At 59.1% G+C, this 12580-nt stretch carries 10 protein-coding genes; 2 read left to right on the top strand and 8 right to left on the bottom strand.

Features of this window, described 5'->3' with window-relative positions:
- Positions 1-365 precede the first annotated feature (365 nt).
- Positions 366-1559: a glycosyltransferase gene (locus ACAH01_RS16155; RefSeq protein WP_372480926.1), complete on the top strand. Its 1194-nt coding sequence runs from the start codon at positions 366-368 to the stop codon at positions 1557-1559.
- Positions 1560-1628: 69 nt separating this feature from the next.
- Here ACAH01_RS16155 and ACAH01_RS16160 read toward each other — a convergent pair whose 3' ends face one another.
- From ACAH01_RS16160 to ACAH01_RS16175, 4 genes are all read right to left on the bottom strand, one after another.
- Positions 1629-1877 (bottom strand): hypothetical protein, encoded by a 249-nt coding sequence (locus tag ACAH01_RS16160; protein ID WP_372480927.1) that lies wholly within the window; start codon positions 1875-1877, stop codon positions 1629-1631.
- 150 nt (positions 1878-2027) lie between these two features.
- Positions 2028-2384 carry a four-helix bundle copper-binding protein gene (locus ACAH01_RS16165; protein WP_208628536.1) on the bottom strand — a complete coding sequence of 119 codons (357 nt, stop codon included), beginning with the start codon at positions 2382-2384 and terminating at the stop codon, positions 2028-2030.
- A 496-nt stretch (positions 2385-2880) separates the two neighbouring features.
- Positions 2881-4557: a transposase gene (locus ACAH01_RS16170; protein WP_372480928.1), complete on the bottom strand. Its 1677-nt coding sequence runs from the start codon at positions 4555-4557 to the stop codon at positions 2881-2883.
- Positions 4558-4643: 86 nt separating this feature from the next.
- Complete coding sequence (locus ACAH01_RS16175) at positions 4644-5552, bottom strand: ATP-binding cassette domain-containing protein (RefSeq protein ID WP_372480929.1); 909 nt, start codon at positions 5550-5552, stop codon at positions 4644-4646.
- Between the two features lie 205 nt (positions 5553-5757).
- Between ACAH01_RS16175 and ACAH01_RS16180 the strand changes: the two genes are divergently transcribed.
- Positions 5758-7635: an ABC transporter permease gene (locus ACAH01_RS16180; RefSeq protein WP_372480930.1), complete on the top strand. Its 1878-nt coding sequence runs from the start codon at positions 5758-5760 to the stop codon at positions 7633-7635.
- 529 nt (positions 7636-8164) lie between these two features.
- On the opposite strand, the gene ACAH01_RS16185 is transcribed toward ACAH01_RS16180, so the two are convergent.
- The 4 genes from ACAH01_RS16185 to ACAH01_RS16200 form a co-directional block, all read right to left on the bottom strand.
- On the bottom strand, positions 8165-9355 hold the full coding sequence (locus ACAH01_RS16185; RefSeq protein ID WP_372480931.1) for an ABC transporter substrate-binding protein: 1191 nt from the start codon (positions 9353-9355) through the stop codon (positions 8165-8167).
- 239 nt (positions 9356-9594) lie between these two features.
- The gene (locus tag ACAH01_RS16190; protein ID WP_170095385.1) at positions 9595-10623 is read right to left on the bottom strand and encodes a metal ABC transporter permease; all 1029 of its coding nucleotides are present in this window, start codon (positions 10621-10623) and stop codon (positions 9595-9597) included.
- Positions 10620-11408 carry a metal ABC transporter ATP-binding protein gene (locus tag ACAH01_RS16195; RefSeq protein WP_372480932.1) on the bottom strand — a complete coding sequence of 263 codons (789 nt, stop codon included), beginning with the start codon at positions 11406-11408 and terminating at the stop codon, positions 10620-10622. Before ACAH01_RS16195 ends, ACAH01_RS16190 begins: the two co-directional genes overlap by 4 nt.
- 7 nt (positions 11409-11415) lie before the next feature.
- Entirely contained in the window at positions 11416-12504 is a 1089-nt protein-coding gene (locus ACAH01_RS16200) for a metal ABC transporter substrate-binding protein (protein ID WP_372480933.1), read from the bottom strand.
- Positions 12505-12580: the final 76 nt, after the last annotated feature.

The following is a 12580-nucleotide window of genomic DNA, read 5'->3' on the forward strand; positions in this document are numbered from 1 at the left end:
AGACTGTCGGTTGTCCGTCGGAGACGTGCATCGACGTACGGCGGCTCCGATGGTAGTGGTCGACTTATCGGGATCGTACACCCACGTATCCTCGAACCGCCGTCCCGTGGTCGCTGGGTGCCCAAACTCCGCTCTCCGGTATGGGTAAGGCCGAGACACTCTGTGAACGGTACTAACTACAATAAGTGTGGCACGTCAGGTCCGCATACCGCAATCCGGACGCCGGGCCCCGACCAGACACTTCTGGGTTCAGTCCTGCCGGTCCGGGTCAGTGGCATCTCCGCACCATGAGCAATACGCATACATCTGGAAACGCGAAGACGGCAGACCCGGAGTCGACACCCTCAACGGACGTGAGCGTCACGATGGTCACCACGCCCGGAGACGGCTCGTGCGGTATCGGCACGTACGCACGTGACCTGTTGGACGGAATCGACTCGATCGACGCCGATTCCGTCCACATCTCACAGGCGGACCGATCGATCGGTCAGTTCCTCTCGCTGGCCGTCCGGGCCGTCCGCGGGACGGGCGACGTCGTCCACGTCCAGCACGAGTACGGCCTGTTCAGGCGGGAGGGAAGCAAGTACGACGGGATCATGGGACTGGTCTTTTTCCCCGTGTTGTTCCTGCTCGCGCGACTGCGGTCGAAACGGGTCGTCGTCACGATGCACTCCGTCCTGAAACCGAGTCCCGACGAATCTCCGCTGTCGGTCCGGCTGTATCTGATCTTGCTGCACAAGCTTCTGGCAGTGGGTACCAGTCACCTGATCTTCCTATCGCCGGACTGTGCCTCGAAGTTCCGAGCCGACATCGCTCTCGGCGACGCCGAGCACAGCGTCCTCTCACACGGCGTCAACACCGACGTACCGGGGGTGTCGAACACGGCCGAGGCCAAACGCGCGCTCGGCTTCGCTCCCGACGACGACGTCGTAGCGATTCCGGGCTTCGTCCGGCCGCCGAAGGGCCACGACATCTTCATCGAACTGGCGCGCGCGCTGCCCGACTACGAGTTCGTGATCGCGGGTGGCCCACGGCCGAAAGGCGCGGACTTCGAGTTCGCCGGGCGGATCCGCGAGGACGCACCGGAGAACGTGACTGTCACGGGCGTGCTCGACGACGAAGCGTACTGGACTGCGCTGGCCGCCCCCGACCTCGCCGTCCTCCCCTATCGCGTCGTCACCCAGAGCGGGACGTTCAACTCCTGTGCGAGCCAGGAGCTGCCCGTGCTGGCCAACGACGTGGAGTACTTCCGGCGCATCGAGGCCAAGTGGGGGGCTCCTGCGACGGTCGACGCAGAGGACAGGTCCGCGCTCGTCGAGCGGGTCCGGTCGTTGCTCGAAGACGACACGGCCCGCGAGCAGTTGGGGGAACGCATGGCCCAGTACAAGAGCGCCAACAGCTTCGAACGGGTCGGTGCTCAGCACCGTCACATCTACCACCACGTCGACAGCCAGACGGTCGACGCGCTCGGCGACCCGACCGCAGAGTCCGAATCTACCCGGTCCGGACCGCTCCTCGGGGCCTGTAGCGCCGCCCGCGGGACGCCGTCCGACGACTGATACGCTGGCTGCTCTATGTTCACCATCACACCGGGGAGACGCCAGTCGTCACAGACCGAGCCGACAGCATCAGGCGTCGATCTTTTCGGCGATCTCCTCCGCCTGCTCCCGCGCCAGTGATTCCTCTCCGTCGACGAGAACGCTCTGGACCGTCCACTCTTCGCACCCACGCTCCTTCCCGATGCGGACGCGGGCACTCGACGAGACCGACCACGCGACCCACTGGGCCCAGTTGGGCTCTCTGACCGTCTGGAACGCGTCTGGATCGCGAAACTGTACGTGGACGTACTCGTCTTCCCGTTCGACGATCTGTGCCATACCTGCTCTCTCGGCCCGAGCAGCAAAACCGGTCTGCAGGCACTTGCAAGCGATTCAAGGCGTGACACGCCGGACAGACACGTGGACCGTCACCGAGGTCGTCGACCCCATCGCAGAGGGACGCCGACCCGAGGGGAGCGCCCGACCTCGTTACGCGTTCGCCATCCGCCGACAGCTCTCGGCACACGTCTGCACGACGTCACGACAGACCTGACAGTGATCGGCGTCGTGTGTCTCACACTCCTGGGCACACGCTTCACAGACCTCGGCGCAGATCGCTGCGAGATCGGTGCTGTAGGTCGACCCCCGTGCCACGAGGCGAGCGTGCAGCGACGCGATGTCGGCCACGTCACGGCACAGTCGGGCACACTCCTCCATCTCCGACTCCCCGAGACACTCGTCTGCACACCATTCACACACCTCGGCCGCCTCGTTGCAGTGTTCGATGCATTCGCGCTGTTCGTCGCTGAGGGTTTCGATCTTCGAGACCGTTTCTGTGAGAGACATTCCCGTGCGTCCTTCGACCGGAGGGTGAGAAACGGTTGGGCCTGCCATCGCAAGGAGCACTCGCTGGCCACACGCCGTCGGTCATCAGCCACGGCGTCGCCCGATCGGGTGTCGGGCCTCGTTCCACCAGGTACCGCATTCGCGCTTCACCGACGGCGTCGGGGTACGTCAATGTGGTCGTGATTATTGAAGTAATCACGTGCAAGTATATATTTGCCCGAAATGCCGAATTCCCGCAGTAGCAGTTCCGAGACTCCACAGCCCCAATCCATAAACCACATAAAGCTATATAGAGTTCAGCATGCCTAAGTTGAGACTACAGTGGGTTTAGCGGGGCTGTGATGCGTGGTTTCGGGCGAATTTTCGAGGCGAAGCTGCTTCGGATCTACTCTCGATAGTCTTCTCGTGTCGTACTACCAACTAGACCGGTGAATTTCCAAGATCCCCGACAGCGTTGCCACTCAGGAATCCGAATTTCCCCGGACAGAGTATCTCTCTATCCGATTCCGGTCTCCTTCTTCAGCAGCGTGAGCGTATTGTCGGCCGTCACAATGGGTGAGTGTTCGTACTCACCCGTCAACTCGACTTGGACGAGCAAATCGACCGCTCGCCAAATCGAGTACAAGAGACACGCGAATGCGAAGTAGAAGAACCGCAACCCGAAATTCTTCGACGTTGTCGCCGCCATGAACCGCTTTATCGATCGGTAGCCACTCTCGATTTCCCACCTGTATCCATACTCTGTAAGGTGCCCACTCCCGCACTTCGTCATGAACACCGAGTACTGCCGGTGGTCGTCGTACTCGGAGTCCTCTTTCCGGCGGTAGATCAGCGTCGTTTCGTGCCATTCGTTCTTGCCGAGGTGGAGCTTCCGGTCGGTCTCGTAGCGGTCTTGGTCGCGCTGAAGCAACCGCTTCGCCTGAGCCTTCTCGCTGGTCTGCATCCGCTTCGGCACGACATACGACAAGCCACGCTGGCTGAGCATCTCCAGGACGTGCTGACTATCGAACTCTCGGTCCATCAGCACGTTATCGACGTGGACGAGCTCTTCAGCCGAATCCAGCAAATCCCCGACGATCTCCTCGCGTGACTCGCCTTTCCGTACCGGGCGGGCATCAAGCACGAGCGGAACGGCGTTGCCGACCAACTGGACTGTCGCCCATTGGTAGGTGTACTCGTCGGTGTTCTCTTTCGTTCCGATGATTTCGTCCTCGTGACCCGTGCGGTCGCCTGTGAATGGGTCGGCTTCGGTGATGTCGATGGCGACGATCCCTGCGCGGAAGAACTCCTCCGTCTCTGCGACCTCGTTGATGAGTTGCCGAATTGACTGTCGGTACATCTCTCGAACTTCCGGTATCGAGAGGTTGCGAATGTGGTCACGATGAGCGTGCCCGAGTGGTGTCCGCTCCCGAGTCGACTCGTAGACGAAACTGCGAGCCCCCTCATTTGCAGCGAGACTCTCACGAAGTCCGAGATATGTCTGCAGGCCCCAGTAGGCGTTCTCGTGGATTGCACAGCCCTCGCCACGGTCCAGCGAGAACGCCGGGAAAACGATGCGGCTGACGTGGTCAGTGATCTTCTCTGCCTGCTTCAACGTGGTTTGATCATCCGGGTCTGACTCACCAGACTCGTTCCCGTGGTATTGGAGCTTTCGTGCCGGCTCACGCGGAACCGCGACACCCGCATTCTGGGCTTTGATGAGGATAGTTCGAGCCGCCGCCTCAACTGTTTCCCTGAGGTCAGCAGTGAACCGATCGTGCCAGCTCCGCCACAGTGTTGACTGGTCCGGAATCGACTCGAAACCCAGTTGTTCGCAGAGTTCAGGGTGATTCTTGAGGTAACTGACGAGTGCTGTTTCATGCTCCCATTCATGAAGTTCTTTCAGTACGAACACGCGAAGAAGGGTTTCCATATCATAGTATGTCGAATTCTCATAGCAGTCGTGAGATTCGAATCGGAAGTAGGTTAGTGGAAGTTCACAGACGAACTGCTCAACCGAGTCGTGACTCGGATGAGTAAACCAGACCTCTGAAACGACTCGGACATCCGATTCCAGCGCGGTGAGAGAAGCACGGTCGTACAGCGGCGTCGAATTGTATGCGGGCCAGTCTGTGTACGGCTGACGAGCTATCTTCCGAAAGGTAATCTGGCGAGATCTGAGTGTCGGAGCCACTAAGAGATGCTGGCAAATACATAAATAAGAACTCGTCTATCCGAATGATTTTCCACGTATGGATCGTCAACTACTACATATATTGATTACGCAGTTTGCTTGTTTGCTATCTCCACGAACGCATCCTCAATGGTACCTTGATCGACATCAAATGAACGAATAGTCGCTCCAGTTTCTTCAAGCACATCAAGGATACGATAGCGGAGGCCGCGGGGGCACGTCACAACAATATCTCCACCCGCTTGGGACACACGCTCGACCCCGTCGATCTTCCGGATAGCGGTTAGCGCAGTGTCGTCGCCGTCAGTCTCTATTCGGAGATGACTTTCGACCCCGGCCATGTCGCGGAGTTCTTTCGGTGTACCCTCAGCGATAAGATGGCCCTCGGCGAGCAGACCTACTCGATCACAGACACGCTCGACTTGATCGAGAACGTGACTCGAGAAGAAGACAGTCGCCCCGCGCTCTCGTTCGGTGGTGACGACCTCCCGCACGAGTCGTACTCCGTAGGGGTCGAGCCCAGAAAAGGGCTCGTCCAGAATGAGCAGGTCTGGCTCGCCAGCAATCGCCATCGCGAGGCCGAGACGTTGGCGCATCCCTTTCGAATAGCCACCAGCACGCTGGTCAACTGCGTCACCGAGACCGACACGTCCAAGAACCGTCTCGGGATCACCGCTCGCGTCGTTCGCATCGAGGATGTACTCGACGTGTTCACGGCCGGAAAGCGAACCATAGACCCCGAACTGATCGGGGAGAATACCAGTTCGTGCGTGGATCGTACTGGCATCCTGGCGGGCATCCATCCCGAGAACGATTGCAGTTCCTGTAGAGGGTCGCGTATAATCCATCAGCATATCGATGGTCGTTGATTTGCCAGCGCCGTTCGGGCCGAGGAACCCGTACACTTCACCGTCCTCGACAGAGAGCTCGAGGTCGGAAACAACGGGTTGACCATCGTAGCGTTTTGTGAGCCCTGACGTTTTGATTGCAGTCATCGCACTCGGAGGGGGCTACTCGCCGACTGTAACATCGGAATATCGTTCTGGAGGACCATACCAGCGGTTCGTAGAATACCTGTAAAAACATTTGGAACGACTGTCCTTTTCAAATCTATGCTTATTAAACGTCGTCCAGACAGAAGCGAAGTCGCAGTGGACTGTTTCGGGAGTATTACATCAATACAATGACGACCCAGTATCGATGCCCTCCACCTCCGTCATGCGGACCGAATTCCGGCGCTATCTCCGCGGGAAGACACCGTGGATTATCGGGTTGTGCTTCGTCCTGGTGAGCGGATTGCCGACGCAACCGGACGCAGACGTTGTCCAGGTTCTCGGTGATGCAGTCGTGTTCGTAGATGCCCAAGTTGCCGTTGCGGTCACCGTGCCATTCGCTGCGGCCGCGCTCGGCTTTCGATCGATTATCGGCGAACGTGAGAACGGAACTACTCGGGTACTTATCGGGACCCAGCTTACTCGACGTCAATTCGTTCTCGGCAAAACACTCGGCCGTAGCGCAGCTCTCGCCGTCCCAATTGTCGCTGGAACCATCGTCATCGTCGGCTCTGATGTCTTCCAATATGGCCGTTTCTCGGTCCCACTACTGGTCGGACTACTACTCATTTCCCTCGGCTATGTGTTTGCATGGGTCGGGGTGACAGTGGGGCTATCGGCTGCGAGTTCGTCAACGGCTCGTGCTGCCGTAATCGTCTTCGGTGTAACGCTCTTTCTCGGTGGTTTCTGGAACTCTCTCACGCTCCCATTCCTCTGGCAGTTTGTAACCGGCTCCGCACCGAGCAACCAGATGGCAAATCCGGCAGCCTTCGAGGCTGCAAAGTGGCTCTCGCTTCCGAGCGCGTACTACGCCCTTACCGACTGGCTTCTCGGCGGGCCTGTCGGGCCCACGAGTGCAGCTTCCCAGGTCTCCGATGCTCTTAGAAAAACTGGGCAGGCCACATCAACGGGTCCAGTGATTCCTCTATGGACTGCCGTTATAATCGCCTCTGCGTGGCCGGCGATAGCTCTGTGGAGCGGTACAGCGGTCTTTCGACGGAATGATCTCGCCCCAGCCAGCGAGACGGGAATTCTTCAGAAGCTCTGGAATCGATCCCCGTCACACCTCCTGTTGGGTCGGTTCCCATTCAAATGGATACCCGGCCAGAACGGTGTCGTTGATTCACTACCTGGGTCGTGGCAGCCAGTAGCTCGCCGCGAGTTCCGTCGTCTCGTTCGAACACCTGGCGTGTGGGTGCTCGGCGTTCTCGTTCTCGATGCTGGCGTTTTGAGCCTCTCCCCGACCACGCTCGTTCAGGACTCGCTTGGTGCCCGTGTCCCTCTGGCAGGGCTTCAGACGCCTATCGCTTTGCTGGGCGGTGTTGGTATCCTCTTTGGCACTTTCCGGACGGTCACACGCGAACGCGATACTGGGACCATCCGGGTGACTGCAGGCACCGCGGCCTCACGGGCAAATACCCTTGTCGGTCTCGTTCTCGGCCGTGCGAGCGCGTTCGCCGTTCCAGTCGTCGGTGCTGTTCTTGGGACCTGTCTTGTTGCAATCCCTCGATACGGGCTGGTTCCCTTTGGTACGCTTGCCGGCTTTCTGGCAGTTACTCTCGTCTTTGTTGGCTGTATGGCTGGACTCGGCGTTGCAATCTCAACAGTCATACGGAGCCAATCCATTGCTGGAACAGTGATTCTCGTGTTCACCGGGCTTCATTTTGCGTGGTTCCCAATATCGAACGCAATCTACAGTGTTGCCACTGGTACGAGTGTCGACGGGTTCGCTCCACCGGACAATCCGATATTCGTGTTCGTACGCTGGCTCCCACCGCTCCGACTGTTCAATGTCGTTACAAACCCGATTCTCGGGGTCCCGAATTCGGCAGCATCAGCGGCCGGCGTTATCCGCGATCTGCAGGAGAACGTGTTCTCGAATATCGTGGTCGTACAATCAGCCTATGGCTCGAACGTACCTGTGTGGTACCTGCATCCAACAGTTGCGTTCGTCGAGCTCATCCTCTGGTGTGTCATCCCGTTCGGGGTTGCACTCGTCCTCTATCAGTATCGTAGTGTTGACTAACCGCGACAGTATGTACATAGCAAACAGATACTGGGTGCGGGGAGATCAGGGTTGCTGTAGCTCAATTCTCTGTCTTATATCTGCGTTCGCAGCTTTACCAAGCACCTGGTTCAGTCACCATCTCACTAAATAGGACTCGTGATGGCAATATCGTATGCATTAGGCGTATCAGTCTCAACTACTGCAGCATGGGGAGATGTGCTACTTCGGAGGATAGTGCTCTGTTCATCCACAGACGACAGGAAATGGTGTCGCTCCGAAGATAGAATCAGTGTAGAGAGAGTAACGCCGGCGATTCACTCACTACGGACACGCACAACGCGCAGTTGAACACGGTCTCTACGGGCAACGGTTGATTGCCGAGACGACGTTTTCGGCCATCAAACACCGATTCGGTCCGCTGTCTGGCCAGCCGCGTGTACCGCGAATTTAGAGAACTGGAGCTGACCGTCGCCGTCCACACCCTCGAACAAGCTATCAGAGAGTGATCGCTCGCCCTCTGTCGAATCAGAGACGACGGGACAGGACTCTAGAAGTCCCCGTTGATGATGTCTGCGACGCGTTGACGGTCAAATAGTTCCGTGTCGCCCGTCACGTCCCCGAACACGTCGGGGTAAATCTGTTTCGCGGCCCGTTCGGTCAGAAACAGGTTGTGGATCGGCCCTTGATGGAGGTATCCGCCGCGGTAGACGCGACCGTTCTGGACGGCCGTCAGTTGGCTTCCAACCGGATGGTCTTCCATGTACGCGAGGACGGTGTCCCGGAACTCTGCCGCCGACATCTCGGCAAAGTTTCGGAACAAGATCACGTCCGGGTCCAGCTCGAGCAGCCCCTCGTAGTCGAGATCCGTGTTCTCGGTGGTACTCTGATTCTCGATGTCTGTCCCGCCGAGAGCGTCGTTCACGCCGAGGTCACGCCACTGCTTCTTGCTCGTTCCCCTATCATTGAGCCGGTACGGTGTGAACTCGTCGGGTTCCTCCGTGACGCCGTATGTGAGGAAAACGTTCGGTCGCTCATCGGCTGCTGGGAGTTGGGTCTGTATGTCTGCAATGAACTCGTCGTGGAGTCGCTTGAACGCCTCGTAGCGTTGTTGTTCTTGGAACACTTGGGCGACCTTTTCGAAAGCCTCGTACAACGTATAGTACCGATAGTCGTGCCAACTGTCCGATCGGCGGAAAATCAAGTTGCCGACGAAGGGGGCGACGTTCGTGGAAATTTCCTCGATGTCCGACTCGTCCCAGTCGAACCAATTGATGAGCATGTATGGGTCATATAAGTGGACATCATTATCGAGCTCGTAGAACTCTTCTTTTGTCCGAACTTCTGGAGAACTTTCAATGGGATCGGTATCGACCGCCACACCTGGTAACTCGTCGTACAGGTGTGTATAGTATCGATCAGCCCCACCAATGCCGGTCATACCGTCGGCTTGGCCCAATGCGACCCCCATATCTGCGTAGCTGCCATCGTAGGCAATCCACCGTTCGGGGACCGAGTCGAACTCGACGGTGCCCGTCGGTTCCATCGTTACAGAATAGCTAGTGGATTCAGTAGATGTCTCGGTCGACTCTTCAGTCGTATCGTTAGTCGGAGTTGATTCAGAGTCAGAATCGGACAATCCCGCACAACCCCCCATCAATCCGCTACCTGTAACAGCACCGCCGTACTTGAGCACATCTCGCCGCGTCGGTGTCTTCTGAGAGTTATAGCTGCCGGCCATATATTCTAGGCCCACCTAATTCTACTTAACAGTGGTGTTTTAGGTTAGCCTAAATATTGTGCCGGGTGGATGTTCTATTTAGGTCTCAGAGACGATCTCCAGAGTGTCTATACGATTCGGACGGGTGTCTCTCTGTATGCCCTCCCGCCGTTCGTTTCTCGCCACTGGTGGTGTACTCTTGGCGGGGCTGCTCGGAGACGACGCCGTCAGAAACGCCGAAGAGGACGCGATGGACCGCGTCAGCTCCCAGGCCGGTGTTGCTCACCCTTCGATGCGGATTCGCCCATGTCGATACTGCCCATCTCGGGAGTCGCTTCCTCGCCGAAGGCCGTCTGGAGCTTCCCGAGCACGACGGCGACGACGTAAATCGCGACCGCGACGAGGACGATAACGCCCCCGGCAGTCGCCTCACCGTAGTACGACGCTCCGATGCCGAGAATAACTGCCAGTTCGGCAAGCACGACCGAGATCAGGAGGGATTCGTTGAAACTCCGTGCGACCTGGCTCGCGCCAGCGACGGGGACGACGAGCATCGCCGCGACCAGGATGACGCCCATGATCTGCATCGCGCCGACGACGACCATCGCAGTCAGCATCACCGTGATGCGGTTGTACCAGCTCACCGAGAGACCCGACACCGCAGCGGCCGTCTCGTCGAAGGTAACGTACAGTAGCTGGTTGCGTGTGAGCCCGATCACGCCGATGATGATGCCAAACAGCGCCAGCAGTATCGCCGCACTCTCGTTCGAGACGGTAGAGAGGTTGCCGAAGAGGAACTGATTCACGCCGACAGCGAGCCCGCCTGCGTTGATGCTGATCAGTGTCGTCCCCAGCGCGAAGCCCGTCGAGAGCACGATCGCCATCGAGACGTCGTTGTAGGCGTCCGTCGCCTCCGAGATGAGCTCGATGAGCAGGGCTGCGATCATCGCAACGACGACGGCCGTCAGATACGGCGAGACCCCCAGGTCGATGACGGCGTTCAGGAACAGGCCAATCGCGACGCCAGCGAAGCCCGTGTGGGCGAGTGCGTCACCGATGAGCGCGAGCTGGCGGTGGACGAGGAACGTCCCGATCAGCGGTGCCATCACGCCGATACAGAGACCGACCAGAATCGCCCGGTGCATGAAGCCGTACTGAAGGATTTCGAGTCCGGTCTGTCCGGCGAGCCACGACATAATCTCCGACCAGTACGCCAGAAACCAGTACAGTGGCCCGAGCACAGAGTCCAGCAGTCCCGTTTGAAGCGAAAGAGCAGCGAGGAGGGTCATCGAGAACCACCCAGCAGGTTCGCCGTGGTGCCGAACGCGCGAGCAAGGGAATCACTCTCGACGAACTCACTGGCCGGTCCGTCGAAGTAGATCTCCCGGTTGAGACAGACGACGCGTTCGGCGTGTTCGGTGACCGCACCGAGGTCGTGCTCGATGAGCAAGACCGTGATACCGTTGCCGTGCAGCGAATCCAGGAGGTCGTAGAACGCCTCGACGGACTCCATGTCGACGCCGACGGTCGGCTCGTCGAGCACGAGCAGGTCGGCCTCACCGGCGAGCGCGCGGGCGATGAATGCCCGCTGGCGCTGACCGCCCGACAGCTGTGTGACGCGGCGATCGGCGAACGCCGTCATGCCGACGGTCGCAAGCGCCTCGTCTACGATGTCCCAGTCCGCACCCGAGAGCCGACCGAAGCCGACGTGTGGGAACCGACCCATCTTCACGACTTCGCGGACGGTGATCGGCATCTCTTTCGAGGCACTGGCGTGTTGGGCGACGTAGCCGAGACGGGAGCCGTCGTCGAACTCGTGAGAGGGCTCGCCGAAGAGCCGAGCGATGCCCTCGTCAGGTCGAAGCAGCCCCAGCAGCAACTTCATCAGCGTCGACTTGCCCGACCCGTTCGGACCCACCACCGCAACGTACTCACCGGGGTCGATCCGAAGCGAGATGTCCTCGACGACCGGGGTAGACGTGTACCCGAAGTCGACGCCGGACAGTTCGACGATCGGCTCGGTACTGTTGGCCGACTCTACGCTCGTGGTGTTCTCGGAATTGTGTGTGCTCATTGGACGATCACTCGAAGTTCAGCCACTCGTCGGCCCAGCCGTCGGGTCCGGCTTCCTCGGGTCGTTTGTTGCCGAGGACGACCTCGAACGTGGGCATATTGATGTTGTAAGCGATCTCCTCGTAGCCCCAGTCGTTCTCGACCCAGTCCTCTCGGACCCCCGCGTAGGGGGTGACGGGGAGATAGCCAGTAACCCGTGTTTCCTCGAGCAGTTGCTTCGCGGGCTTCCGTGACTCGAAGACACCGTTGGCGATGTAGTCGATGTCGTTTTCCTGGATGACCGTCTTCGCCTCGGCGATGTCAGAGGGTTTGACGTCGCCACTGGCTGCGAGGTTCGTGACGAGGGGGACCATCTCGGCGTCGTACGTGACGCCGATGTACTGGAAGGCGTTGTGCGCCGCGAGTTGCACGACGTTTCGGTCGGCGGCATCGAAGATGGCCCGGTAGTCCCGGTCGATCCGTTCGAGGGTGTCAGAGTTGTACGTCTCGGCGTTTTTCCGGAGCGTCTGTGCGTGTTCGGGCGCGAGTCGTGCGAGCCCGTCGGCGATGTTGTCGACCGATTGCTTCGCGCGGTCGGGATCGAGCCAGAAGTGTGGGTCCTTCCCCTGTTGCTTTCCGACCCCCTCTTCGTCGGGATCCAGCGTCGCGGCGAGATCGACCATTTCGACGCCCTCACGGACGTTGATCAACTGTGTGTCGACGTCGTCGTCTTCGAGTGTCTGAATCGCGCGGTCGGCCCACGGCTGGAACCCCGGCCCGACGTGGAGAAACGCGTCCGCTTCGATGATATCTTTCGTGACGCTCGCATTCGGCTCCCACCCGTGACCGTGCAATCCGGTCGGAACGAGATTTTCCACCTGGATTGGCGTCCCGTCGACGATGTTCCGTGCGAAGTCGTAGAAGCTGAAGAAGGAAGCGACTGCAACGGTGGGTCCGTCTCCGTTCGCGCCGTCCGCGTCGTTCGTGGACTCGGAATCGTTGCTACCGACACTGGTCGTACAGCCGGCGAGGCCGGCGGCGAGAAGTCCGGCACCGGCAGTGATGGCTCTTCGACGTGAGAAGCTGTGCTGCGTTCGCGACTGCGTCGTATCGTCCATCGTCGACTAGCTAGAGATTAGTCAAACTATATAATAGTATCTATCAAAGATAAAGGTTAGACTGGTCTAATTCGTG

Source organism: Halomicrobium sp. HM KBTZ05 (assembly GCF_041530035.1).
Lineage (GTDB): Archaea > Halobacteriota > Halobacteria > Halobacteriales > Haloarculaceae > Halomicrobium.